The 25,254-nt window shown below is 45.1% G+C and carries 22 protein-coding genes, 1 tRNA gene and 1 pseudogene; 16 read left to right on the top strand and 8 right to left on the bottom strand.

The genetic code is table 11. From position 1 onward, the window contains the following. Positions 1-129 precede the first annotated feature (129 nt). Positions 130-1,368: a membrane dipeptidase gene (locus AC3CIC_RS06625; protein WP_488515688.1), complete on the bottom strand. Its 1,239-nt coding sequence runs from the start codon at positions 1,366-1,368 to the stop codon at positions 130-132. Between the two features lie 455 nt (positions 1,369-1,823). Here AC3CIC_RS06625 and AC3CIC_RS06620 point away from each other — a divergent pair, with 455 nt between their 5' ends. Next, entirely contained in the window at positions 1,824-2,801 is a 978-nt protein-coding gene (locus AC3CIC_RS06620; RefSeq protein WP_488515687.1) for an AraC family transcriptional regulator, read from the top strand. A gap of 98 nt (positions 2,802-2,899) precedes the next feature. Here AC3CIC_RS06620 and AC3CIC_RS06615 read toward each other — a convergent pair. From AC3CIC_RS06615 to AC3CIC_RS06605, 3 genes are all read right to left on the bottom strand, one after another. Beyond that, a protein-coding gene (locus AC3CIC_RS06615; protein ID WP_488514316.1) for an IS3 family transposase occupies positions 2,900-4,062 on the bottom strand; the annotation gives its coding sequence in 2 pieces (ribosomal slippage) (positions 2,900-3,807 and positions 3,807-4,062; 1,164 coding nt in all). Positions 4,063-4,419: 357 nt separating this feature from the next. Further along, positions 4,420-5,382 (bottom strand): transposase, encoded by a 963-nt coding sequence (locus AC3CIC_RS06610; RefSeq protein ID WP_488515686.1) that lies wholly within the window; start codon positions 5,380-5,382, stop codon positions 4,420-4,422. Positions 5,383-5,917: 535 nt separating this feature from the next. Beyond that, complete coding sequence (locus tag AC3CIC_RS06605; RefSeq protein ID WP_394212012.1) at positions 5,918-6,331, bottom strand: GNAT family N-acetyltransferase; 414 nt, start codon at positions 6,329-6,331, stop codon at positions 5,918-5,920. 694 nt (positions 6,332-7,025) lie between these two features. Between AC3CIC_RS06605 and AC3CIC_RS06600 the strand changes: the two genes are divergently transcribed. The 8 genes from AC3CIC_RS06600 to AC3CIC_RS06565 all read left to right on the top strand — a co-directional run bounded on the left by AC3CIC_RS06600 (position 7,026) and on the right by AC3CIC_RS06565 (position 13,216). Beyond that, entirely contained in the window at positions 7,026-7,412 is a 387-nt protein-coding gene (locus tag AC3CIC_RS06600) for a DUF2170 family protein (RefSeq protein WP_016958097.1), read from the top strand. Positions 7,413-7,424: 12 nt separating this feature from the next. Beyond that, the gene (locus AC3CIC_RS06595) at positions 7,425-8,114 is read left to right on the top strand and encodes a PspA/IM30 family protein (RefSeq protein WP_394212009.1); all 690 of its coding nucleotides are present in this window, start codon (positions 7,425-7,427) and stop codon (positions 8,112-8,114) included. Positions 8,115-8,301: 187 nt separating this feature from the next. Beyond that, entirely contained in the window at positions 8,302-8,937 is a 636-nt protein-coding gene (locus AC3CIC_RS06590; protein WP_394212007.1) for a YjfK family protein, read from the top strand. 37 nt (positions 8,938-8,974) lie between these two features. Continuing rightward, positions 8,975-9,391, top strand: coding sequence for a DUF350 domain-containing protein (locus AC3CIC_RS06585; protein WP_488515685.1), 417 nt, complete (start codon positions 8,975-8,977; stop codon positions 9,389-9,391). Between the two features lie 11 nt (positions 9,392-9,402). Beyond that, entirely contained in the window at positions 9,403-10,002 is a 600-nt protein-coding gene (locus AC3CIC_RS06580; RefSeq protein ID WP_017006196.1) for a DUF1190 domain-containing protein, read from the top strand. 121 nt (positions 10,003-10,123) lie between these two features. Then, positions 10,124-11,290 (top strand): glutathionylspermidine synthase family protein, encoded by a 1,167-nt coding sequence (locus AC3CIC_RS06575; protein WP_488515684.1) that lies wholly within the window; start codon positions 10,124-10,126, stop codon positions 11,288-11,290. A 140-nt stretch (positions 11,291-11,430) separates the two neighbouring features. Then, positions 11,431-12,498: an FUSC family protein gene (locus AC3CIC_RS06570; protein WP_016958103.1), complete on the top strand. Its 1,068-nt coding sequence runs from the start codon at positions 11,431-11,433 to the stop codon at positions 12,496-12,498. A 151-nt stretch (positions 12,499-12,649) separates the two neighbouring features. Further along, positions 12,650-13,216 (top strand): hypothetical protein, encoded by a 567-nt coding sequence (locus AC3CIC_RS06565; protein WP_488515683.1) that lies wholly within the window; start codon positions 12,650-12,652, stop codon positions 13,214-13,216. A 111-nt stretch (positions 13,217-13,327) separates the two neighbouring features. Here AC3CIC_RS06565 and AC3CIC_RS06560 read toward each other — a convergent pair whose 3' ends face one another. The 3 genes and pseudogenes from AC3CIC_RS06560 to AC3CIC_RS06550 all read right to left on the bottom strand — a co-directional run. After that, positions 13,328-14,500: a MerR family transcriptional regulator gene (locus AC3CIC_RS06560; protein WP_488515882.1), complete on the bottom strand. Its 1,173-nt coding sequence runs from the start codon at positions 14,498-14,500 to the stop codon at positions 13,328-13,330. Between the two features lie 552 nt (positions 14,501-15,052). Next, on the bottom strand, positions 15,053-15,631 hold the full coding sequence (locus AC3CIC_RS06555; protein WP_488515682.1) for a LysE family translocator: 579 nt from the start codon (positions 15,629-15,631) through the stop codon (positions 15,053-15,055). A gap of 153 nt (positions 15,632-15,784) precedes the next feature. Continuing rightward, a pseudogene (locus AC3CIC_RS06550) lies at positions 15,785-15,924 on the bottom strand (helix-turn-helix domain-containing protein); the annotation flags it as partial. Between the two features lie 174 nt (positions 15,925-16,098). On the opposite strand from AC3CIC_RS06550, the gene AC3CIC_RS06545 reads away from it, so the two are divergent. Then, positions 16,099-18,873 (top strand): glycoside hydrolase family 3 protein, encoded by a 2,775-nt coding sequence (locus AC3CIC_RS06545; protein WP_488515681.1) that lies wholly within the window; start codon positions 16,099-16,101, stop codon positions 18,871-18,873. Between the two features lie 192 nt (positions 18,874-19,065). Here the strand turns inward: AC3CIC_RS06545 and AC3CIC_RS06540 are convergent. Further along, a tRNA-Ser gene (locus tag AC3CIC_RS06540) sits at positions 19,066-19,156 on the bottom strand. 561 nt (positions 19,157-19,717) lie between these two features. On the opposite strand from AC3CIC_RS06540, the gene AC3CIC_RS06535 reads away from it, so the two are divergent. The 6 genes from AC3CIC_RS06535 to AC3CIC_RS06510 all read left to right on the top strand — a co-directional run bounded on the left by AC3CIC_RS06535 (position 19,718) and on the right by AC3CIC_RS06510 (position 25,249). Then, entirely contained in the window at positions 19,718-20,746 is a 1,029-nt protein-coding gene (locus tag AC3CIC_RS06535; RefSeq protein ID WP_488515680.1) for an amino acid ABC transporter substrate-binding protein, read from the top strand. Positions 20,747-20,831: 85 nt separating this feature from the next. Further along, a complete protein-coding gene (locus AC3CIC_RS06530) occupies positions 20,832-22,037 on the top strand; it encodes an amino acid ABC transporter permease (RefSeq protein ID WP_488515679.1) in 1,206 nt (401 codons plus the stop codon). 3 nt (positions 22,038-22,040) lie between these two features. Next, positions 22,041-23,138, top strand: coding sequence for an amino acid ABC transporter permease (locus tag AC3CIC_RS06525; RefSeq protein ID WP_394211960.1), 1,098 nt, complete (start codon positions 22,041-22,043; stop codon positions 23,136-23,138). Between the two features lie 17 nt (positions 23,139-23,155). Continuing rightward, a complete protein-coding gene (locus AC3CIC_RS06520) occupies positions 23,156-23,905 on the top strand; it encodes an amino acid ABC transporter ATP-binding protein (protein ID WP_016958111.1) in 750 nt (249 codons plus the stop codon). 215 nt (positions 23,906-24,120) lie between these two features. Then, on the top strand, positions 24,121-24,786 hold the full coding sequence (locus AC3CIC_RS06515; RefSeq protein ID WP_016958112.1) for a Bax inhibitor-1/YccA family protein: 666 nt from the start codon (positions 24,121-24,123) through the stop codon (positions 24,784-24,786). Between the two features lie 133 nt (positions 24,787-24,919). Continuing rightward, positions 24,920-25,249: a TusE/DsrC/DsvC family sulfur relay protein gene (locus tag AC3CIC_RS06510; protein ID WP_394211958.1), complete on the top strand. Its 330-nt coding sequence runs from the start codon at positions 24,920-24,922 to the stop codon at positions 25,247-25,249. Positions 25,250-25,254: the final 5 nt, after the last annotated feature.

Genomic DNA, 25,254 nt, shown 5'->3' with positions numbered 1-25,254 from the left:
TGGCGGTTGCTGTTATGGGAGAACATGGTGTGTTTAAACACACCATTTTGAGATCTAATACACTGTTGTAAACAAGGATAGTTGAATAGGCACCATTTGGTGCCTCTTCATGTCTAAAGTCTAGTTATTTCACTGACTCTCATTACGCAGTTTGGTTAGGCTTTCCAAACGTTGCGCATATTCCTTCTGAAACACTTCTGGGTTGATATCTTCTGACACCTGAGCAAAGACTCGCATTTTGTTACCACCATAGATCTTCGCCAGATCTTCATTGGTGTAACCTCGAGCCCATAGGTCATCCGTAATTGCTGCCAGTATTTTAGATAGCTCTCCGTTACCCGTCGCTCCTTTATCAAAAGCTTTGATCATATAACCGCCATCGTTATACATGTCCGCATTCTTAGTCGCGAAATCGAGGACGCCTTCAGTTGAGAACATGTCATCAGTTGCTATACCAACATGATCCACACCCACTAGCTTGACATAGTAATCGATCATATCTGCCGCTTGTTTTGGCGAAATATCATCTGGCCAAATACCATCCATCATCCATTCGGTGAAGGTCGGAGAAACATAACCACCAGACTTCGCAGCACGAATCGCTTCTTCATCAGGAATCGCTCGGTAGCAACCTCTCAATGTTGCATCAGGTTCGCTCTTGTAAAGACCTGCAGGTACTGAGTGAGAGTAGATAAACGGCGTGCCTGGGTGATTTTTTTCCATATACTCCATAGCATCAGTCGCTGTTTTTGAACCCGTATGGCTTAAATCTAATATGACATCATATTTAACCATTTCATCAATGACCGATTCTCCCCAAGGCGTTAAACCTATATCACGACCATTATATGCAGCTAACTGGCCAGAACCTGTACGGAAAATATCATTGTATGCAAGTATCATCGTCTTTAAGCCCATGTCCTTTAGGAGTGCCATGCGCGTGACATCTTCATCAAGAATAGTGGCAGTTTGACTGTTCCAAAGAACGGCTGTTTTTCTTTCTACATGTGCAGTCTCGATATCCTTGTTCGAATGAGCGACGATAAAGTTATCGGGTTCTTTCGCCATAGCTGAACGATGCTTATGGTGATGAAATAGGAAATCATCAAAGTTATGATCGGCTGCAGTAATTGTGTATTCGTGACCAGTAATTCCGTTATCACGCGCGGCTTGGAAGTAATCTAGAAGCTGTTTATCATCAGTCCAGCCAGCACCATACGGGCTTGCCAACATACCTATTACAATGGTGTCTTGAACAAAGGACTTAGCCTTGTCGGAAGCTGGCCAAGTTTTACTTTCCACACTTGCGTTGGCTACGCCCATTGACAAAGAAACAGCCAATGCTGCCATTGAAATCCTTTTTATCATACTAACCTCTTGATATTTTTTTGTGCCTATACGGTATGTGATTAAAAATTACGATCTTAGTGAGCTATATCCGTTATAAATGAAAGTTTGATAAGCATTACTATTCACTCACCATCATGAAATGAAGAAAGCAAGAAAACGAATCAAAAAAATATGACTATATCTTCACACCTGCTCATATCGAAAAAATCAACACGAGAAGAAATCAACAGATCACACTATGTCATATTCGACAGAGATTATCTTAATTTTGACATAACCCGCACAATTGATAACTTTCATTAGATAAATCGAAATTAAAATTCACAACCTTCATACCATTCCACTTAAAATCAGAACTTTGGAATGCGATTTAACAAGGAAAATTTATCACACCAAACGATTTATTTGCATAGATGGGTATCATTTGGCGACACCTTTTACTGTGATTTTTTAACTTAATAGAGACAAATACGTTGAACTCCATTTACCAAGTATCTTCAGGTCAACTGACACCATTTATTAATACCTTTTCATACTTAGGATCACCAATCGACTCGCTACTGGGATCAGTAGGTCTTTCTAGCAAAATCTTGGAGGACCCTTCCTTAATGATTCCCGAGTTCGCAGCTTGGAAAATGGTCAGCGTCGTTTCTCAGAAAGAGGGCATTGATGATTTGGGAGTTCTTGTTGCCTCGATAGAACAGCAGACCTGTTTTGGTGAGCTTGGACAGGCAATGGTTCAGTCGCCAAGTTTGTTTACGGCGTTAGGCTGCCTAGTAACTCAACTACTGAAGCACGCCAATTACAAAAACTACTGGTTAAGTGAGACCGACCGCTACATCTATTTATGTCGCGTTGGGACGCCGGGTATTGATGTTGGCGTATGGCAAATGGAACAGTATGTATTAAGCTATTTTCTCTCTGTGATAAGAGGCTATTTGGGAGCGAACTGGGCGCCAGACTTCATTCATGTGCAATCCGCTGCTCCAATTAACCAGAAAAACGTTTTTGGAAATACTGACGTTGAATACTCAAAACCCTATGGGGCAATACCCATTGATAAAAAGCTGCTTGTAACAGACCTCGATCAGTCGCTAATTCGTCGTTCTTTACACCGACAAACTTCAGGCAGGCATGTCTCGGAACTACTTTCCGAGCTGATAACTAGCCAAGTGTTCGAAAATCATTCAAGTTTTGACAATGTTTCCAACGCACTTGGAATAAATAATAGGCAACTTCAACGAATTCTTGAAAGAGAGGGAACCAATTTCCGTGAATTGAAAGGCCATGCGATGACGAAAATAGCTTGCGAGCTATTATTGAATGACTCACTAAGTATCTTAGATATTTCAATTGAATTAGGATATAAAAACCCCAAAAATTTCACACGTGCATTTAAGATAATAACAGGCATAACACCGAGTGAATACCGATCTACATCCTTCAATTGATACCAATATACATTTAGGGCATCTGACTAAACGTTTGCAACTAACGGCACAACTAACGGGACATACACTTTTAAAATGACAGATGACCACTGTAGTGGTCAACTCATTCCGGACAGTAAATTAGGCTGATTTTCAGCTTTCGCAGGTGGAAGACCACCGTTATAACTATGCGGTCTCTTCCAGTTGTAATAGCTCATCAGGTAATGGCTGATATCTTTGGATGCCTCAGCAAAAGATGCATAGCCTGTTGCTGGTATCCATTCAGATTTTAGACTTCTAAATAGCCTTTCCATTGGAGCGTTGTCCCAGCAGTTGCCACGGCGACTCATGCTTTGTGTCATCCGATACCGCCACAGGTGTTGTCGAAACTGGCGACTGCTGTATTGGGAGCCTTGATCCGAATGGAACATCACGCCACTTGGTTTTCCTCGTTGCTCATACGCCATCGACAACGCTTTTGTCACCAATGCCGCATCAGGACTGTCAGACATGGCCCAACCGACAACCCGTCTGCGATACAGATCAATGACAACGGCAAGATAGCACCAACGATGACCCGCCCATATATAGGTAATATCGCCGCACCATACTTGATTTGGGGCGTCGACAGTGAACTGACGATCAAGCTGATTGGGAATATCAGGCCGTTCAACCGTAGCTTGCTTATAGTTATGTGAACCGGGTTGCTTGCTGATGAGTTGTGCCTCTTTCATCAATCGGCGAACCTTGAATCGTCCAATCTTATGTCCGATTTCACACATCATGCCGACCAGAGTGCGACTACCCGCAGAGCTTCTGCTCAGCGTAAACAGTCGGTTGATCTCGCTACGAAGATGCAAACGTTCAGCATCAATATCATGGCGTCGTTGGCAGTGCTCATAGTAAGTCGACGTGGCGATATCGAACACAGTACAGACCAATTCTACCGGTTCTTGCTCTCTCAATTGGTCTATCAGCGCGTACGTTCGAGTTCGTCCGACATCAAGAGAGCAGTAGCCTTTTTTAGAATAGATTTTTCTCGTTCAAGTCGATGGATCCTTGCCTCTAACTCTTGGATTTTCTGCTGCTCTGGCGTTAAGGCTTTGGAAACTGGCGTACTACCGCCGCGCTCTTGTTCAAGTTGTGTGACCCAGCGTCTGAGTCCCGTTTCACCGACGTTTAATGAGCGGCTAGCCTCAGCAATTGAATACCCTTGGTCAAGTACCAAACAGGCTGCTTCTAGTTTAAATTCAGCGGAGAATGAACGACGTTGTCTTGTCATGGAACACCTCTTTCTTTAGTGGTGACTTTACCACCTTAAATGGTGTCCGGGATCATTAAACCACTACACACATCACTCATTCTTCTACCATTCCCCCCACCAACGACGCCCGATCCCCTAGGTCTTGAGCAGGAAAGAAGTAACTAACGGGACACACACCCTAAAAATGGTAGAAGACCACCCCATCAATCTTTCTACCATTTTACCCAATAACGCCCCCCACCCTGAGCTTTGAGCTTTGAGCTTTGAGCTGAAAAGTAGAAAAACTCGCTGAAATTATTGGGAATTGCTGTATTACAGAAAGGCGAAAGCCACCGAGAAGGTGGTTATTCAAAAATGGGGGGCGGTTTGGAGGCGCTAGCTAGCAGGGAGTCTAAATCCGCAAAGTCGCTTTCTCCCTAGTAAGGATAACGCGCTCTTAATGGATGATTCTGTGCCAATGAGAGTTCCCTTTTCGGCATGTTTATAGGCATCAAGCCATTCAGTAGAATCAAATCCTAACCGGTTGAGCATTGGAGGCGTTCGGCCATCAATATGACCGCGCTTATCCTCTCGGCATTGGCGGCCTGTCCAATCGACAAGTTCTAGATAATCCATCAGCCGAAAAGGAATACCCTCTGGGATGTTTTCTTTCGGGTCCCCAACGAACGGGAACAATCCTTCTGCGTGGATTTTATCATTTTCGATTGCGTTAATTCGCGCTTTGACACTCGTGAAATCGGACGTTTCTGGGGTAACGGCAATCGCTGCCCTCACTGGGTTCAAATCCACATAGGCCATCGCCGCCGCGAGGGCTTTTTCATCGAGCAATGCTTGGCTTTTAAACCGCCCTTCCCAAAAATGACCAGTGCATTTGTCTTCTCGGTTGGCTTCTGAGGCAACGTGCTGATTCAATAGCCGCATAAACCAACTGATTGATGTCAACCGCTCTCGCCAACCCTCTATTATCTCACCACATCGCTCCTTCTCCGCTTCTGAGAGTTTATCGCCATGAATGAAGCGTTGGATAAGTGAAGGCCCTTGATGAAACGCTAACCAACGTTCGACAATATCATGCTCAGTCAGGCTTTTAGCTTTATCTGCATTGATATGGAGCACCACGTGATAATGGTTACTCATGATGGCATAGGCGCAAAGATCAATACAAAATGAACCAGCCAACGTTAGCAACCGCTTTTCAATCCATGCTCGACGGTGTTCGTAGCTTTGTTGAGCCTGTTCGTCGTAACCACAAAGAAACGAGCGACGAACGCAACGTGAAACGCAGTGGTAATAGGGCGTGGCATCGATACTGATAAGGGATGAACGTGCTTTTGTCATCGTGATTCAAGACGGTCGATAATTGAACAATGCAAAAAGCATATCGCCCAAACTCCAACCATTCACCTTTACGCAACGTTTTTGAGCCTCGAAACACAACACATTGAAACTGAGTAGATTGTGATTTTCTTCGAGTGTGTGTCCCGCTTAGTATGGTGATTTTCTTCGAGTGTGTGTCTCGCTTAGTACTTACCGCTTAGTATGCATCCCGTTTAATACATGTTTAACGCGCCTTAGAAACAAAACAGAAGCCATTGGCTAATGACTAAGTTGGAATATGGTAGTGAGGATGTAACAACACCTTCAGGAGACTCTATTGAAGGTGATGTTGAACTTAAAGCCGAAATCGGTATGAAATGGTTCTTCTAAGAAGTTAATGATCATCCGCTTTTACGAAAATAAACTGCACTCTCTTCATATACGACGCTTAAAACGATCATTGTGAATCGACTGAGTGAATGATTTTGATTGAGGTGCAGTTTTTTATTCTTTAAAAACACCCCGAATAGGGAGTATCTTCGTTAGGCCATCATGTCTAACCAATTTGCTTACCACGCGGTAATTCCCACGCTCTTTCATTCCTCTCGAAGCCTACCTTAGGATAATATTCACTCGCCGCTGGCGCTGAAATCAGTAGCAGTTTGCAATGATGCCCAAGCTGGTCATTGGTTAACTGCATCAGCTTTTTGCCAATGCCCATCCCTTGGTATGTCTCTTTCACCGCCAAGTCGGAGAGATAGCAAGCATAATGAAAATCAGTAATCGAGCGAGACACCCCCACCAGCACGTCGCCATCCCATGCTGTTACTGTCAAATCCGCGTTTTTTACCATCCCTTCCATTGTTTCCACATCATCAAGCGGACGACGAGCACCAAGGCTTGAGTGCGCAAGCACCTCAATGAATTCAGCCGCAGTAATCGCACGGTTAACGTCATAAGTGATCGTCATTGATGTTCCCTCTCTTTATGTCTTGTCTGGGTTAGCCTACTGGGCTATCTAGCGTGATTTAACCATGGCGGCTTAACCAACATCTTCTTTGTCGCGAAAATGATTACATACTTATCACACCCATCCGTCTGCCACGCAAATCCATTGTTACACCCAGATCACATAAAGAGATTGAGTCTGGCGTTCAAATGCTGAAGTGAAGTAAAGACGAGAACAATATCGCTCTGTGTCTATGGCCCTATGTATCGCTCAGATTTAGCGTTCACACCACCCCAATCAATTGAGACGCCTAGATCCAAACGCGACCATCTTGAATGCCCCCTCCTTAAGTGAATCGCATTGCTTGCCAGACATCTCTCAAATTCAAATGTTGAATTCGTATTACTTGATGACTTTTAAGGTAATTTCAATGTGTTACATGTTCACCTTTTGAGAAACCAAGCGCGCATTTCATAGGGTGACTTTTGTTAGTAATCTAGTTTGGTTTATTATTAGCTGCTTACATGTTACTAATTGATGTTACGTCGGAACATCTGTAAACCGTATTGACCAAATGCTACCTCAAAGAAATGCTAACGGCATTCTGCAGGTAGTACAGAATGAAAACTAGAGAAAAGGCTTACTGACAAAAAGTTGGAGGCTTGCATCTTTATTATTTTGACGCACAGCGTCGAGCCAAACTAGAGGGAACACTATGACCTGGCAATTGAATGATCTGCAAACACTGCTGGCTGAACATGATGGTTGGAGTGTCGCTGAAGCTGGAGAGTCCTTATGTTTAACCAATGAGGATGGTATCGAAGCATTTCTGGCCGTTGCCGGAGAGCAAATTCTTGTAGAGGCCCTACTGTTTCCACAAGACGCAGTAAAAGACGTTTCTGGTTTAAATGACACCATACTACGTACCCACAAAATGTTCCCTCTCAGCACTATCGGTATAAACGAAATCGGCGGAGACAGTTATTACACCGCATTTGGTTCGCTTTCATCACAATCAAAAGCAGAGACTGTCGTGATTGAAGTCGCCACACTGTTTCGTAATATCGAAGCATTTCTCGAACTGTACCAAGATTACCTATAAGGAAGCACCACGATGAGCGTATGGAAAAAGTTATTTACGGCGATTAAAGGTGGCGCAACCGAAGCAGCAGAATCAGTTGCAGACAATCAAGCATTGCGCATCTTAGATCAAGAAATCCGCGATGCAAAAGAAGAGTTACGACGCTCAGACAATGCTCTGGTCGGCATTATTGCCAAGCGAAAACTCTCTGCTCAAAAAGTCGCAGGCTTTGAAAGCAGTATTACCGAATATGAAGGTCATGCACGCGCTGCCATGGAGAAGGGTCAGCAAGATCTGGCGCTCGAATGTGCAACTCGCGTCGCCACACTTCGTAACGAACAAGATGCCGAAAACACCTATCTGCAACAGTTCACGCAATCAGAAAAGTCGCTAAAAACCAACATTGCTCAGGCCAAAGATAAATTGCGTCAACTTGAGCAACAAGTGGATGTGGTTAAGGCCAATGAATCAGTTCAGCGTGCCCAAGCGGCAGTGTCGAATACAAACTTAGGTGCGAACGCAAAAATGCACACTGCGGTTGAATCGTTGGAGCGAATCAAAAATCGCCAACAAGAGCGTCAAGCACAATTCGAAGCCGCGACAGAACTCGAACAAGAACAATCTGGCAGTAGCTTGGATAAGAAACTGTCCCAAGCAGGTATCACGGGAAGTCAAAGTGCATCTGCCGAAGATGAGCTTGCTCGTATTTTAGGGAAAAAATAACCCTTACCAAGGAAGGCTATGCCTCTTTGGCTACTTTTGCGATGGTGACTGTCCAAGCAGTTCAGTCACCTCTTGGCTTACATACAATGATGACTATCAGTAGCCTCGCTTTGCAGAGTAGTAGCAATCAATCACTAAATGGGTGATACGCTCACCCATTTATGTACCCTGACTCTCGGAACTGTATATGTTTAGTTGGTTGAAGAAGAACAAAGTAACTCCCCCACCAGAAGACAGCGCACCTGAAGTGCTCGGGTTGAGGCTAGGTGGAGCGATAGAGCTCGACGACCTGAAATTTAGATTAATGGAGCCTGTATTAACCATTGAGCAGGCTTCACGCACCCAAATAATCAAAGCCGTTGGCGAAGTAAAACTGGACGCCCATACTCGATTGCTCAGGTTCTATACCGATGACGACGGGTACTTTCAGGTATTGCAATCCGGCACCAGTGACGCCGATGTGAGTGAAGTGAAACTGTTTTATTTTTACGAATCAAAACCTGTCGATACCGACGCAGCGTGGAATGATTGGATAAACAATAAAATTGTCCAACCGCATTGGGAACTCGACGGCATGACTTACGAGAAAGTCTGGGACAACACACAGCCAGTAGCGATGACGGAAAAAACCTGGGCCGAAGATGGCAGCACATCAACAACCGACCAGTTCATCATGGTTTATGAGCGGGAAGCTGGCGAAGATATCTTCGAATCCTTGCTCGTCTCTGGCGAAGAAATCATTTCAGGTGGTCGTGCTGAACATGCCGTTGTCCTAAGCACGGGTATTCAGCTCTCTCCTACCGACTTTACCGTGGCGGGCTAACCCCACCGCCATTTATCACATTCAGAAAGGAACTCTTATGTCTCAACTCGAACTTTCATTAGCAAACCTAGGCTCATTTGCTCTCTATCTTGGCCTGTCGATTTTGTTTTTGATGATCTTCAAGTTCGTCTATATCCGCATCACACCTTATGACGAATGGCAGTTGCTAAAAGAAGAAAATAATATCGCAGCCGCTCTTACCCTGTCGGGTGCATTTATCGGATACAGCTTAGCCATCGCTAGTGCCGCGAGTAATTCAGTCAACCTCTTGGATTTTGCCATTTGGGGCGTTGTTGCACTTGTCGCCCAAATTCTTGCATTCTTGATTGTCAGATACGGCTTCATGCCAAAACTGGTAGAACGTATTCAGAATAATGAGATCCCAGCAGGTATTGTTATGGGTTCGATGTCCATCTCCATTGGCCTGCTTAACGCGGCTTGTATGACTTACTAGGAGACGGTGACATGAAAAGAAGCCAACAGGTCATTAAACCTCGCCTGCGCAAAAGCTGGCGACCTGCAGTACCGAGCGTTACCGTCGCCGCCATTGTGTTGGTGTCAGGTTGCAGTGACAACGGCAAAGAAATGGACATTTACGCCAACGTCACGGATTGTATTGACGCGAACCCAAGTTACACCAATGAATGCCGTGCTGCCTATCAAGATGCTGTGGATGACGCCGCCAGCACAGCGCCGAAATACGCCACTCGCAATGATTGCGCCAGTGAATTCGGCTACGATAACTGTGTTCGTGCGCCACAAAACAATTGGTTCATGCCCGCCATGGCCGGTTTCATGTTCGGTCGAGCCATCAATAACCGCCCTTATTACCAGCAACCTATGTTCAGTTCCACTTTTCCTGGTAGCCGTTATTATGGTGACTGGACCTCTTCGGATGGCTACTCTTACGGCAAGAAAAGTCGATCATCAAAAGTCTACGTCCCTCAAGATCACCTCAAGCAGAAACCCGCTGTCAGCAAAACAATCTCTCGTGGCGGTTTTGGTTCTAAGGTTGCAGCAAAATCGAGCTGGAGCCGCTCTAGCAGCAAAGGTTGGGGCGGTTAACGCAACTTCTCCCTGTCTGTGGCCACAGTGATTCTGTTGGCCACGATTTCCCACCACTTTTTCTCTTTCGCGTTCTCACAAGCACGTATTAGCCAACACCAAGAACTTATGGATATCGTTGATGTTTAGAGTTAGCAGTACCCCTCGCCCCAATTGGAAAAAGCTCGCAGATGAATACGGGTTCGGCTTTCACACCATGTATGGCGAACCGTATTGGGACGAATCCGCTTACTACCAGTTCACCTTAAAGCAAATTGAAGAAGACCTTGAAACGCCAACAGAAGAATTGCACCAAATGTGTTTGGACGTCGTCGATCATGTTGTCAAAGACGAATACTGGCTAAAACGGTTTCAGATCCCACAAACACGTTGGCAAGGTATCTTGGATTCTTGGACGGCACGTGAACCCTCACTTTATTCAAGGCTTGATCTTGCTTACAACGGCAGTGGTCACGCCAAGCTATACGAAAACAATGCGGACACGCCAACCTCGGTATTCGAAACGGGTTTTTGGCAATGGGTTTGGTTAGAAGAAATGGTCAACAGTGGCAAAATCCGCCGTGATGCCGACCAGTTCAACTTGCTACAAGACCTTTTGATTAACCGCTTCAGAGACCTGGGACGTCGATTCCCAGGAAAAACCCTGCATTTCTCCTGCTGTCGTGACACAGAAGAAGATCGAGGAACCGTGCAATATATGGAAGATTGCGCGAAAGAGGCGGGGCTTGCTTCAGCCTTCGTTTTTATCGAAGACATTGGTGTTGATGCAAAAGGACAGTTTACGGATAGCCAAGATAGAATCATCGACTGGATGTTCAAACTGTATCCTTGGGAGTTTATGTTCGATGAAGAATATGAGAAGCACCTAGATACAGCTAATGTTAACTGGATGGAGCCGATGTGGAAGAGCGTAATTTCTAACAAAGCGCTTCTGCCTATGCTTTGGAAGTTATTCCCCAATCACCCTAACCTGCTCGCGTCTTACTTTGCTGACGACCCTGCTCGTAAAAGCCTCAGTAACTTCGTTGTTAAGCCACTCTTCTCCCGAGAAGGCGCAAACATATCCATCTTTAAGGATGGCAAAGAAACCATGGCGGTTGATGGCCCATACGGTGAAGAAGGTATGATTGTTCAGGCGTATCATCCGCTACCAAAATTTGGTGACAACTATACGCTGATTGGCAGTTGGCTGGTTGACGACAAAGCCGCTGGCATTTCGATACGCGAAGATGCTTCGCTGATCACTCAAGATTTATCGCGTTATTTACCGCATATCATTCTGGAATAAAGAACGAAAATGAAGCCACTCCCCCGCCACTGCGCGTGCGAGTGGCTAGATCTCCATGGCTTTCGACCGATTTCACCTATAACCCTTGTTGGCTTTTTGTTTGTCGCACTTTTCGTCATACGCGCCATGACTCGTTATATATGCTTAAAGCACCAAAAACCAAGCTTGGCGCTACCATGACGCAATACCCCACTTTTGCCCTGCAACACGCCCGTCTGCTCTACATGGTCAGAGTCACCATTGTGATGGGTTTCATTTTACTCATCGTCCGAGCTTTCGATGTGCCCTACGGCTATTGGGCATTAATCACCGCAGTGACCATATTGGGAGCCATTCCCTTTGTGGGTGGTGTACTTTCCAAAGCAAAACAACGCGTATTAGGGACGATCGCTGGAGGTATGGCTGGTCTCGCATTGTTTCTTATCCCCCCGCAATATCACTGGATACATCATTTCGCGTTTTTCGCTTTGCTGATAGGTGCTATGTATTTCACACAGGAACGTTACGCCTATGCTGCATTGATGGCTGCCGTTACCATCGTCATCGTTGCAGGTGGTGGTCCTGCCGATTTTGAAGCGGCAGGCTGGCGGATCATGAATGTGCTGTGGGCTGGCGTCGTGGCTGTTTTGGTTAGCTTGTATATCTTCCCTTCAAGAGCCACAGATCAATTCATTTTCTTACTCGAAAAATTCCTTCAAGAGTTTAACCGTTACTACACCCAACACATTGAAGACGCGAAACAAGGCATTTTTGAACCTTCGCATGCCGACAAACTCAACGAGCTTGTAGATAAACAACAAAGCATACTGCCTCACGCACTCAAAGAATCTGGTATTAACAAGAATGTTCTCAATTCTATATTGCTGATTGAAAAGCGGCTCTACGCCGAACTTGAAGCGCTGATCAGCACCCAGTGGGATGCCCAACAAGGTAAAGATGAAATCAGCGAAATGGATGGGCTTATCGAAACGCAATATGCGCTCTCCAACCATTTCGAAGACCTCGCCCACCAGATAGTCAATAAAGACGTCACTGCCATGAGCCTTGAACAGATTAGTATCTTGAATCTCTCCTCTGACACCATTGCCCACCCAAAAGGCGATACCCGAGATATCAGTTATTTTGGCTATCTTTGGCTCAATCGAGAAATGGCGAGGCAATTTGTGCAACTGACGGTCGTCACCAAGAAAGTGTTTGCTTATCAATAGTTGTATTGATGCTAGTTTGGATAAGAATGTGCTGAGGGGTGCCCATCATTCCGATAACAGTAGACTTATCGACCTGAACACGTATGATCTCGGGTAACGTTACAAGAAAATAGCCTAACCAGCTGTTTAAAAAGAAGATTTATAATCGATTATGATAAGAGATACGACACTCGCTCCGTACAGTAAATGGACCAAACCTTTTGTGTCAGAAGTTGCAGAGGTGATTAACCTACTGAAAGACAACGGATACGATTCAAATCAATTGGTTAGCGTGACGGGTATTCAGCAAAAGAATGTGAATGCATGGACGGCGCGTTATAAAAACGAACCTGACAATGTTTCGACGATTCCTTACCCATGTTGGTGCTTCTTGTCTGCACTCGCTGGAAAGCCGAACATCCAAAGCGATGGGGAAGTGATTGAGGTTAACGTGAGAAAGGTACTTTCTTACTTCAAACCCACGGCTTTCAGACCGAATGACAAATTCGTGTGTCCGACCAGCGAGCAATTCAGCAATCTGATCGATAACGACAATTACGAAGCGCTGACCACAGAAAAGCTATCAGAGGTTTTTCACTGGAATGCCACTAACTTTTCACACGGTATTTCGCAAGGTTCGTTGCCATTTCTGAATTGGAGCCTGATCGTGATGACCTTGGGCATCGATATTCAGAAAATGATCCTGAAAGAGCTACAAGCCCCAGTGTCTATCGACTAACAAAATTGCTAGCGTCAAATTATTGAAAAAGCCGACAGTTTGTCGGCTTTTTTTAACCTGTCGTAAACTTTCAACCTCAGCTTGCCAGACCGCTGTCAAATTGCGTTGAGATTATCCGCGTTTTTTCAAAAGAAACATCTGATAGCCAAATTGACCAAGATAGTTGCGGTAGATATCGCTTTCTCTCGCGATGTCTTGTAATGCTTGAGTACCTTTCATTTCTGGTTCTAGTTCTTTAACGCGCGCTATTAATGGCTCGTAATAGTTTTCCCACGCTTTGCGACTTAGCGTAAAGCTGGTAAGAACATCATAACCAGCAGATTCCACCTGCTTTAGGCGGGTATCAATCGCTTGCATGTCAGGGTATTCCTGCCGCCAAAATTCGATAGCCTCTTCACTTGGCGCATCCGTCAACCAAACCAAATCGCTAACCATCAACACACCACCGTCTTTGAGCAGCGGTTTCCATTGTGATAGCGCGTTGGTCACACCCATAATATAGGCACTACCTTCAGACCATAACAAATCAAAACTTTCATTGCCAAATGGAAGCTCAGTCATACTGGCACAGACAGTCGTAAGACGGTCAACTAAGCCTTCATCATCAAGGCGATCGCTGAGTCTTGCTAATGCTGATTGTTCATTATCCACAACGGTAATAGACGCATTGGTATTGTTCGCCAACACCGAGGTGGCGAGCCCTTTGCCACATCCGATTTCAAGAATAGCGTTTGGTTGCTCTGGCAAAAGTAGCAGTGCTTTTAAAGTTTCACTCTCGCTGCCTGGGGACCATCGCTCAAGCGACGCAAAGACCTTGATAAAATCAGCCATATATTGTTCGTGTTCGTTCATATCTTTTGATAACCATTTCAATCGCAGCGCTTCTTTTTCGCTGAAGCCCTGCTTCATCAACCAATCTAAATGTGCATCAGGTGCTAATTTGTTTGCATTCTCATGCCACTCTTTGAGATTTCCCTCACCAAGTATCGCGGCAAGAAAATGCCTCGATTGTTGTTTTTGGGTTATTTCTTCATCCAATAAATTCAGTCTTTTTTGTAAAAGCTGACGATCGATTTTTGCCTCAAGGCACGCTTTGCACTCTTTGAGGGTTAACCCTCCAGTCTGAAGTTGCTGGATCAAACGAATGCGTTGAAGATCATTGTCATCGTAGACTCGATAGCCATTACTCAATCTTCGACCTTGTATAAGCCCCTGCTTTTCATAATAAAGAAGCGCTGTGCGTGACAGCCCAACTTCGACTGCGAGTTCAGAGATTTGATACATCATTTAACTCAATTCCATTGGTGAATAACGGCACTTTAAACTATGAAGCTATAGACAGGTCAACGACATATTTATACATTTTTTAGGTGGGAGTGGCGATATATATGCCCAAGTGACTTCTCGTGCCTATCGCGCGCGTTGGTTAAAAAGCCAAACAGCTCAGAGTAGTTACGGTAGATAGTAATAAGTAATGTCAGCGTCGATGCCACGAATAACTCAAACATCCAAGGCACAAATATTCAATTGTTTGGGGAGTTAGGAAGCGATGGACTTAGTGCACTGAATTCTTACAATGCTGACGATGCAACTTGAGTTTTATTTGTTTGAACACAGATATTGTCATGATAATAAGCCGTTGTCATATTTGCACTAATACCCTTTGAGGTAGTCTTGTGCTTACATATAAGCCCGTTTTCGACAGTCTGGAAAGTAGATAGATTGTGTTGTTTTAACGCTATCAGTTATCCAGACATCAGTGACAATCGCTTTATCTATTTGTATGTACGAAAATGTAAAATACGGGGCGGCGAAAGCCCTCCTTTGATGTCCATGTTATGTCTTTGCAGCCATTAGGATGCCGCAGGTCACCAAAAAGCCGCCTGACAGTTTGTTTAGTCGTTTTCTCGCATTACTACCTGTAAACACGAAACTAGCCTTTGATGCCGCACAGGCATAGACAGCTAAAACGCCGCCCACTGAAAAGGTCGAAATAAACAATATACTCACGACATCAATTGCAGTCGTAGCACTTAAATCAACAAATGCAGGAAAGAACCCCATATAAAACAAAACTGCTTTAGGGTTGGAGATTGTCATTAAAAGGCCAAAAATTAAGCTTGATGTTCTTGAGGCAGTTTTGGACTCACTGGTTATTGAATTACTCACATCTGAAGTCCAAGTCACGTAGGCTAACCAAAATAGATATGTCACCCCAACATATTTAATGATGATAGCAAATTCACCCATCAAACCCGCCACTACCGTTAAACCAGATATCGCTAGAAATATAAAGATATAATCGGCAAGTAGTACACCCATGACAACAAGTAATCCCTGCGCCCATCCGTGGGATATAGATCTAGAGACCACGGCGAGAACGCTTGGGCCGGGAATTGCAGCAGATAGAACCATTGCAAAGAATAATGCTATTCCTGATGTGATTGTGACCGTCTCTCCTTAGACATAGTTGCAGTTAAGCACCCACATGATGCTGGTTAAGCGATAGTTTGTTGGCGACCTGCCAGACATTAGGCACTAAGTTCGATTGGCTTCAGGAACATCAAGCTTCCCACTCCCGCCCGTGACTAAAAACAACTCAGAAAAATCATGCTTATGTACCGCGAAATCACAATGATGATGCCCATCAAGGTAGCGAATTTTAGATGGCTGTGTTTTTGATGTGATCTAAGTAGATAAGACGACAATCACGTCGCTAGATTCCTTATATTGCTCGCCATTTTGGTAGTTATACGTGCAACGCGAGTATACTATTTCTCTTCAATGACGTGAATTTTCACCCGTATTTTCAACGACATTATCCAGTTTTCTTGTCAGAATGATGATGTCGATACCAATACTCAACGGTTGTGTGATTGTATATGAACAAACAAGAAATCAATGATGCACAAAGACACCTCGCCTCAGTCAGCCGACAAGCTGCCGCTGAAGGCGTCGTACTCTTAAAAAACACTGACTCGGTTTTACCCTTGAAAGAAAAGGATGTGGTGTCCTTGTTTGGGCGTTGCCAAATTGACACCTATCGAAGTGGCACGGGGTCAGGGGGTGCGGTGAATGTTCCCTATGCCATCAGCGTTCTAGAAGGATTTAGAGCCAACAGCGCGATAACCATCAATGAAGACTTGGTGGCTGTGTATCAAGAGTGGATCGCCAACAACCCGTTCGATGATGGTGGCGGCGCATGGGCTGCCGAACCTTGGTTCCAACAAGAAATGCCTTTGTCAGATGAACTTGTCACCAGTGCTTCGGCCTGCTCGAATAAAGCAATGGTGTTTATCGGACGAACCGCAGGCGAAGATCAAGACAACGCCGATGAACAAGGCAGTTACCGCTTAACGGATTGTGAAATCGACATGATCACCAAAGTGGCGAGTCACTTTTCGGACGTTATCGTGGTCATGAATGTCACGAACATCATGGACATGTCGTGGTTAAACACGCTGGAACACAAACAATCGCTCAAAGCCGTGCTTTATAGCTGGGCTGCGGGAATGGAAGGCGGTCATGCGCTTGCTGATATCGTCTCTGGTCAACAGTCCCCAAGTGGTCGCTTAACCGACACCATTGCACATCAGCTCTCTGACTACCCATCATCCGCCAATTTCGGACGTAAAGACCGTAACCTTTACGTTGAAGACATCTATGTTGGCTACCGATATTTTGAAACCTTCCAACCCGATTCTGTTCAATTTGAGTTTGGCGCGGGTTTATCCTATACCGCGTTTACTCGTGAGCTCGTTGATTTCTCACTTCACGGTGAAGGCGCAAAAGCCTTGCTAATTTTTGATATCAAAGTGAGTAACATTGGCAGTCATTACGCCAGTAAAGAAGTGGTGCAGCTTTATGTTGAAGCGCCACAAGGTCGATTGGGTAAACCCGTTAAAGTGTTAATTGGTTTCGCTAAGACAAAGGTCATTGAGCCAAGCGACAGTGATTCTGTGAGAATTTCCGTACCTGCAAGCATGCTGGCTTCGTATGATGATAGTGGCGTGACAGGTAGCCGCAACAGCTATGTCATTGAGTCAGGTAACTACCAATTTTTCATGGGCGATAGCATTCGCCATGCAAAACATATCGCTGCGGATTATCACGTAGACTCGTTAGTTTTGGTTGAGTCCCTAAGTGAAGCTTGCGCGCCCACTTATTCTTTTGAACGCATCAAACCCGCTAAGAAAACACCGAGCGGCGTTTACGAATCTTGCCTTGAAACGGTGCCCGTTCGCACCATCTCTTTAGCCGAGCGTATTCAAGAAAACATGCCAACACCTCTTGATATAGTGGGTGACCAAGGCATTAAATTAATCGATGTTAAACAGGGAAAAGCGAGCTTAAGCGATTTTGTTGCTCAAATGACACCTGAACAACTCGCCATGATTGTACGTGGTGAAGGCATGTGCAGTCCTAAAGTCACACCGGGCACGGCCTCTGCGTTTGGCGGGCTATCCGATGGTTTATTTAACTTAGGAATTCCCGTTGCGGCTGCCGCCGATGGTCCTTCTGGCATTCGCATGGATAGTGGTCACAAAGCCACTCAGGTGCCTATCGGTACATTACTTGGCTGCACTTGGAATCTTGCATTAAACGAAAAGCTCTTTTACTTAATTGGTAAAGAACTACGTGCCAACCACATTGATACCTTATTAGGGCCTGGTATCAACATTCATCGACATCCACTGAATGGTCGTAATTTTGAGTATTTCTCTGAAGACCCGCTTCTCACCGGTGTCATGGCTGCGGCACAAACTCGGGGTCTCGCTAATGCTGGCGTCTCTGGGACAATCAAGCATTTTGCTGGCAATGACCAAGAAACTGCGCGTGTAGATGTTGATAGCATTCTTTCTGAACGTGCACTTAGAGAGATCCACATTAAGCCTTTCGAGATCGCCGTCAAGGAAGGCAAGACCTCAACCATTATGACCTCATACAATCCTGTTAATGGTCACTGGGCAGCGTCCAACTACGATCTGAACACAACCATCCTTCGAAATGAATGGGGCTTCACAGGCATTGTGATGACAGATTGGTGGGCAAAAATGAACGACCCGATAAACGCGGGGCAAGAAAGTAAAACGTTCACTTCTTTCATGATACGCGCTCAAAACGATCTGTATATGGTGGTAGAACACAACGGCGCAGAATCAAATATCATGGGTGACGACACGTTAGAAGCGTTAGCAAATAACACGTTAACCCTCGGTGAGTTGCAACGCAGCGCGATGAACATCTGTCGATTTCTTATGGCAACACCGGCGATGGAACGCCCACTTGACGCCTATGAGCCGATTAAATCCTTTGCTGCTTTAGACCAAGCACCCGAAGGTTCAATTCATCGCGCCGAGCAGACGTTGAGCCTACACACCAAACTGAACACGTCAGTGACACTTGAGGTAAACGAAACGGCCAGTTATCAATTCCAAGGTGTTATGCACTTTGACCGAGATTCGCTCGCGCAATCAGCATGTAGCTTATTTCTTAACGGCGAATTTGGTATGACGTTACCAACAAATGGCACAGATGGTGAACGTGTGGCGGTTGAAGGGCTGCAAGTTAAGCTTCAACCGGGCTTCTACGTGCTAGATATTGATTTCGTTAAGCCGGGTCTAATGCTAGAAGAGATCGTTATTTCCAAGGCGTGATCAATGAACTGATTGACGAAAATTCGCTCTCATCTAAGTCTGTTGAAATGCAAAAAGGCCGCTGATTTATCAGCAGCCTTTTTTAATTCGGCGGCACCAGATAGAGGTCTAGAGGGATTTCAAAATCCCGAGACCATATAAGCAGATCCCAGATACGAAAAAGCCCGCTCAATGAGCGGGCTTTTTCAAATTTGGCGGAGAAATAGGGATTTGAACCCTAGGAGGGCTATAAACCCTCGCCGGTTTTCAAGACCGGTGCTTTAAACCACTCAGCCATCTCTCCGTGAGTGGTACGTATAATAATGTTCAGAAGTCGCTTTGTAAACCCACTAATTATGCATTTTTGTTCAATCGGACACATTTAAGCCACTATGCGCATATCGCGCTCGAACGGCGATTTACATTCGACCGCTTATCAATAATTTAAAGTCTTGCCAGATTTACATATGCATAAGCATCTAATCAAAAAGCACATAATATTCTAGTCATTGCGAAACACGCAGAAACAAACCGAAGTGCTCAATATGGCGGTAGGTTGCATATTCATTGATACACATGCTGTACGAGTCGCATAAAAACAATGTGTTACAAACACCTCGCCTTCACATTTTATAGTAAATAATGCCTCAAATTTGCCAAGATCATTGCCTAGGTCACACCTCTTACTTGTTCAATTTGCAGCCAAGACATCTGGCCCTATACTGGATTTGTTAACCGAGTGTTAATTTCGGTTTCAGTGTTAATAAATGGTTTTACGAGTTTCTCATTACTGTTGGGCTAATTGCCTTAGATGTAACTCGTCCATGAGTAAGACCCAGTTATAACCAATAAAGGATTAATAGGTATGGTTTCTAAAAAGTCGACATTTGGACTTGCAGTTGTCTCAGCACTGCTTTTCTCGACCGGTGCAAGTGCCGAAGGGGATAGCACCTTGGATAAAGTCAAAAAGGCTGGCGTTGTTAGCTGTGGTGTCAGCACCGGGCTTCCTGGCTTCTCTAACCCAAATGCAGAAGGTCAATGGGAAGGTATCGACGTTGAGTTCTGTCAGGCAATGGCTGCTGCCGTTCTGGGTGACAAGAACAAAGTCAAATATGTTCCGCTGACAGCGAAAGAGCGCTTCACTGCCCTGCAATCAGGCGAAATCGATATTCTTTCTCGTAACACAACGTGGACACTGCAACGTGACGGTACTTTGGGTCTGAACTTCGTTGGCGTTAACTATTACGATGGTCAAGGCTTCATGGTGAAAAAAGACCTCGGCCTGACCAGTGCATTAGAGCTTGATGGCGCTTCAGTTTGTGTTCAATCCGGTACAACGACTGAGCTGAACCTTTCTGACTACTTCCGTGCTAACGGAATCTCATTCAAGCCAGTTGTTTACGATACGTATGACGCGACCGTTAAAGGTTTTGAGTCTGGTCGTTGTGACACCTTAACCACTGACCAATCTGGCCTGTATGCATCACGCATCAAACTGGCGGATCCTAAGAGTGCTGTGGTATTGCCAGAAATCATTTCTAAAGAGCCTTTGGGCCCTGTTGTTCGCCAAGGCGATGACAACTGGTTCAACATTGCTAAGTGGACGTTGAACACCATGATCAATGCTGAAGAGTTTGGCATTACTTCTGCCAATGCTGATGAAATGCTGAAATCTAAAGATCCAAACATCCGCCGTATTCTTGGACAAGATGGTCCTAAAGGTAAGGGGCTGGGTCTGAATGATGATTGGGGTTACCAAGTAGTCAAGCAAGTTGGTAACTACGATGAGAGCTTCCAACGTACTGTAGGTAGCGACTCTCCGCTTAACATTCAACGCGGCGTTAATGCCCTTTGGAATGACGGCGGTATCCTCTACGCGCCACCTATCCGTTAAGTTAAGTAGTTATCTACTTATAGCACTTGTGGGGCACAGCATCTGTGCCCCTTATTTCAACGTGAAAGGATAGGGGTGCGGTTGTATGGCATCTAAAGAGAATATGCTTAGCTCATCGGCTCCTCGCCCTGAGAAAAAGCAAAGCCTGATATACAATCCAACGTTTCGCTCTGTAGTTTTCCAAGCGATTGCAATTTGTGCCTTGGTATTGTTTGTTTACAACATTGTAGATAATGCACTCACCAACTTAGACGCTCGCGGTATTGCAACAGGGTTTGGCTTTATGAGCCAAGAAGCGGGGTTTGGTATTGGATTAACGCTCATTGATTACGATGAAACCTACTCCTATGGTCGAACATTTTTTGTCGGTCTATTAAATACGGCGTTGGTTTCTGTTTTAGGGATTGTATTAGCAACCATTATTGGTTTTTTGGTTGGTATTGCGAGACTTTCAAGAAACTGGTTATTGAATCGTTTTGCCGCGATTTATATCGAAATCTTTCGAAATATCCCTCTTCTGCTTCAAATCTTTTTCTGGTACTTCGCCGTGTTGCAAGCCCTGCCCTCTCCTCGGCAGAGCTTAAGCTTGGGTGAATCCGTCTTCTTAAACGTTCGTGGTTTGTTTTTCACTCGCCCCGTTTTTGAAGAAGGTTCAGTATTGATTTCAATCGCCCTTGTTATCGCCCTGGTGTTTAGCTTTGGCTTGGCTCGATTTGCGAAGAAGAAACAACAAAAAACAGGCGAACAAACGCCAGTATTTGCGATATCGATTACCGCGATCATTGGTTTACCTCTACTGGCTTTCTTTGTCGCAGGCATGCCAGTGTCACTGGAATATCCTCAATTGAAAGGATTCAACTTCCAGGGTGGCTTCTCAATTATTCCTGAGCTCGCGGCACTCACGCTCGCACTGTCTATTTATACTGCGTCATTTATCGCAGAGATTGTGCGTTCGGGTATTAACGCCGTCAGCCATGGGCAAACAGAAGCGGCTATGGCGTTGGGGCTTCCTCGTAACAGAACGCTTCGCTTGGTGGTGATCCCACAAGCCATGCGAATCATAATTCCTCCACTCACCAGTCAATACCTAAACCTAACGAAGAACTCTTCGTTGGCGATGGCTATCGGCTACCCCGATTTGGTCTCTGTATTTGCAGGCACAACGCTCAACCAAACAGGGCAAGCCATTGAGATTATTGCAATGACGATGGGTGTTTATCTGACGTTGAGTTTATTGACTTCACTGTTAATGAATATCTACAACGCCAAAGTCGCACTGGTAGAGAGGTAACCCATGGCAAAACATGAGTTTCAACCAGATTTGCCGGCACCACCAAATACAGTTGGTGCGGTAGGATGGATGCGCAAAAACTTGTTTTCATCGCCTCTCAACTCAGTCATGACCGTGATTTTGGCATTTCTTGCCATGAAAGGATTGTGGGCTGTTGTTGAGTGGGCATTTCTTAATGCAGATTGGATCGGCACATCACGCGACGATTGTTCGCGAGAAGGCGCATGTTGGGTATTTATCAACGTACGTTTTGACCAGTTTATGTTCGGCTTCTATCCACAGGAAGAGCTTTGGCGTCCTCAGTTGTTCTATGCGATTTTGGCCATTATCACCGGTCTGTTGATCTATGAACGCACACCAAAGCGTGGTTGGATTCTGCTGTTATTCATCGTTGCCTTCCCGCTCATGGCTGTGTTCTTGATTTTCGGTGACGTAGCAGGTTTGCCAAAGGTGGAAACTCACCTTTGGGGTGGGCTGCTTATCACGATGATCATCGCCATTGTCGGTATTGTCGTTTCACTGCCTATTGGCGTGATGCTGGCATTGGGTCGACGCTCTGATATGCCGATAATTCGCAGTTTATGTACTGTGTATATCGAAGTGTGGCGCGGTGTTCCGTTAATTACCGTATTGTTCATGGCGTCAGTTATGTTGCCATTGTTCATGTCTGGTGAGTCGGAAACTAACAAGCTCGTTCGCGCTTTGATCGGTGTCGTCATGTTCTCGGCTGCCTACATGGCAGAAGTCGTGCGTGGTGGTTTGCAGGCGATTCCAAAAGGTCAGTATGAAGCTGCCGATGCATTAGGCCTCAGTTATTGGAAGAAAATGGGATTCATCATTCTGCCTCAGGCACTGAAAATCACCATTCCTTCGATTGTGAATACCTTTATTGGTCTGTTCAAAGACACCAGTCTCGTTCTTATCATTGGTATGTTTGACGTGCTGGGTATTGGTCAGTCGGCGAATACCGACCCGAATTGGCTAGGTTTCGCAACGGAAAGCTATGTGTTTGTGGCATTGGTGTTCTGGATTTTCTGTTTCGGCATGTCCCGCTACAGTATTTATCTTGAAAACAAACTCCACACTGGTCACAAGCGATAGAGAACAAGGATAGTATTATGACGCAACAAGACGCCCCTGTTATCCAACTGACCGATGTGAATAAATGGTACGGTCAGTTTCACGTGCTTAAAAACATTAATCTTTCCGTTTCAAAAGGCGAAAAGATCGTAATTTGCGGCCCTTCCGGTTCAGGTAAATCAACCATGATCCGCTGCATCAACCGTCTTGAAGAACATCAACAAGGTTCCATTATTGTTGGCGGTACTGAGCTAACCGACGATTTGAAAAACATTGAACTGGTGAGAAAAGAAGTGGGCATGTGTTTCCAGCACTTTAACCTCTTCCCTCACCTCACTGTGTTGGAGAATTGTACGCTAGCACCGATTTGGGTAAAGAAAATGCCCAAGGATGAAGCGGAAGAAGTCGCGATGAAGTTTCTGGAGCGCGTAAAGATTCCAGAGCAAGCGGGTAAATACCCAGGTCAGCTTTCAGGCGGTCAGCAGCAGCGTGTAGCAATTGCGCGTTCGTTATGCATGAACCCAAATGTGATGCTTTTCGATGAACCAACCTCTGCACTCGATCCAGAAATGGTGCGCGAAGTGCTGGATGTAATGGTAGAGTTAGCTGAAGAAGGCATGACTATGTTGTGTGTAACGCACGAAATGGGCTTTGCAAAAGAGGTCGCGGATCGCGTTATCTTTATGGATGCAGGTGAAATCATTGAAGAAAATGTCCCACAGGAATTCTTCAATAATCCGCAATCTGACCGAACTCAGTTGTTCTTGAGTCAGATTTTGCATCACTAGTACGTGAGTGCAAATAAGTAATAGCTTTCGGGTTAACCACTCGTTAACATTTGCTTACAAGATCAAACAGGCTTAGCTGGAGGGATATATTAGTATTCTCAAAGGCTAAGCTGTTTTATTATCAGTAATGCGACAATTGTGACTTGAAAAGTTGAGCCAAAGGCGCAATAAATGTCGTATAGAAATAAATGTCTGTACCCCATCGGGAGAAAGCTATGAATGATCGTTTCGTTGCTCGCGAGTACTCGCAAGAGAGCCAGTTAGCAACCAACAAGGTGTTACGCAACACCTATTTCCTATTGTCACTAACCCTTGTGTGGTCAGCATTGGTTGCTGGTGTGTCAATGGCGATGAACATGCCATACCCTGGCATAATCATTACTTTGGTTGGTTTCTACGGTTTACTTTTCCTAACCGAAAAGAACAAAAATAACTCAATGGGCATAGTGCTAACTTTCGCGCTAACTGGCTTCATGGGTTACACCTTAGGTCCAATCCTAAACATGTACGTAGGCGCTGGTCTCGGTTGGGCAATTGCACCGGCACTGGGCGGTACCGCACTGACCTTTATGGCGTGTTCTGCTTATGCACTGACCACCAAACGCGACCTATCGTTCCTTAACGGTATGTTGATGGCAGGTTTTGTTGTGATCATCGTCGGTATGATTGCAAACATCTTCCTGCAAATGCCAATGATTTCAGTGGCAATTAGCGGTGCGTTCGTTCTGTTCTCTACTGGTGTGATTTTGCTGACGACTCAGTCAATCATTCGTGGTGGTGAAACCAACTACATCTCAGCGACCGTTGGTCTGTATGTGGCAATTTACAACCTGTTCCTAAGCCTGCTGCAACTGCTTGGCATCTTCGGCGGCGACGATTAATCGAACAGTGTTAACATGATTTAGAAAAGCTCCTTCGGGAGCTTTTTTCTTTTTTGCTATTGCCGAATAACATGATCTTGAAGCCTCTCTCACAAGTCGATATGCTTTGCGCGATCGAAACACGAGGTAATCCATGTTGGAATTAAACGGCAAGCAAATTGAAACCGATGCCCAAGGTTATTTGAAAAATTTCTCTGAGTGGGATGAAGCGCTAGTGCCGCTTCTTGCTGAGCAAGAAAACATTACGCTGACTGAAGCGCACTGGGAAGTGGTTTACTTTGTGCAAGCGTTTTATAAGGAGTACAACACTTCTCCTGCTGTTCGCATGCTGGTGAAATCCATGGAGAAGAAATACGGCCCCGAAAAAGGCAGCAGTAGATATCTTTATAAACTGTTCCCTAAAGGCCCAGCAAAACAAGCCACCAAGCTTGCGGGTCTTCCTAAGCCTGTTAAATGCATTTGAAAAAA

This window comes from Enterovibrio sp. QJM3NY_24, from assembly GCF_057786035.1.
Note: the sequence above shows the minus strand (reverse complement) of the source record. Positions and strands in the feature narration are given on the sequence as shown.

Bases quoted from the DNA above. Each gene is read 5' to 3' on its own strand.
- AC3CIC_RS06625 (WP_488515688.1), bottom strand. From the start codon at position 1,368: ATGATAAAAAGGATTTCAATGGCAGCATTGGCTGTTTCTTTGTCAATG.
- AC3CIC_RS06610 (WP_488515686.1), bottom strand. From the start codon at position 5,382: ATGACAAAAGCACGTTCATCCCTTATCAGTATCGATGCCACGCCCTAT.
- AC3CIC_RS06605 (WP_394212012.1), bottom strand. From the start codon at position 6,331: ATGACGATCACTTATGACGTTAACCGTGCGATTACTGCGGCTGAATTC.
- AC3CIC_RS06600 (WP_016958097.1), top strand. From the start codon at position 7,026: ATGACCTGGCAATTGAATGATCTGCAAACACTGCTGGCTGAACATGAT.
- AC3CIC_RS06595 (WP_394212009.1), top strand. From the start codon at position 7,425: ATGAGCGTATGGAAAAAGTTATTTACGGCGATTAAAGGTGGCGCAACC.
- AC3CIC_RS06590 (WP_394212007.1), top strand. From the start codon at position 8,302: ATGTTTAGTTGGTTGAAGAAGAACAAAGTAACTCCCCCACCAGAAGAC.
- AC3CIC_RS06585 (WP_488515685.1), top strand. From the start codon at position 8,975: ATGTCTCAACTCGAACTTTCATTAGCAAACCTAGGCTCATTTGCTCTC.
- AC3CIC_RS06580 (WP_017006196.1), top strand. From the start codon at position 9,403: ATGAAAAGAAGCCAACAGGTCATTAAACCTCGCCTGCGCAAAAGCTGG.
- AC3CIC_RS06575 (WP_488515684.1), top strand. From the start codon at position 10,124: ATGTTTAGAGTTAGCAGTACCCCTCGCCCCAATTGGAAAAAGCTCGCA.
- AC3CIC_RS06570 (WP_016958103.1), top strand. From the start codon at position 11,431: ATGCTTAAAGCACCAAAAACCAAGCTTGGCGCTACCATGACGCAATAC.
- AC3CIC_RS06565 (WP_488515683.1), top strand. From the start codon at position 12,650: ATGATAAGAGATACGACACTCGCTCCGTACAGTAAATGGACCAAACCT.
- AC3CIC_RS06560 (WP_488515882.1), bottom strand. From the start codon at position 14,500: ATGTATCAAATCTCTGAACTCGCAGTCGAAGTTGGGCTGTCACGCACA.
- AC3CIC_RS06555 (WP_488515682.1), bottom strand. From the start codon at position 15,631: ATGGTTCTATCTGCTGCAATTCCCGGCCCAAGCGTTCTCGCCGTGGTC.
- AC3CIC_RS06545 (WP_488515681.1), top strand. From the start codon at position 16,099: ATGAACAAACAAGAAATCAATGATGCACAAAGACACCTCGCCTCAGTC.
- AC3CIC_RS06535 (WP_488515680.1), top strand. From the start codon at position 19,718: ATGGTTTCTAAAAAGTCGACATTTGGACTTGCAGTTGTCTCAGCACTG.
- AC3CIC_RS06530 (WP_488515679.1), top strand. From the start codon at position 20,832: ATGGCATCTAAAGAGAATATGCTTAGCTCATCGGCTCCTCGCCCTGAG.
- AC3CIC_RS06525 (WP_394211960.1), top strand. From the start codon at position 22,041: ATGGCAAAACATGAGTTTCAACCAGATTTGCCGGCACCACCAAATACA.
- AC3CIC_RS06520 (WP_016958111.1), top strand. From the start codon at position 23,156: ATGACGCAACAAGACGCCCCTGTTATCCAACTGACCGATGTGAATAAA.
- AC3CIC_RS06515 (WP_016958112.1), top strand. From the start codon at position 24,121: ATGAATGATCGTTTCGTTGCTCGCGAGTACTCGCAAGAGAGCCAGTTA.
- AC3CIC_RS06510 (WP_394211958.1), top strand. From the start codon at position 24,920: ATGTTGGAATTAAACGGCAAGCAAATTGAAACCGATGCCCAAGGTTAT.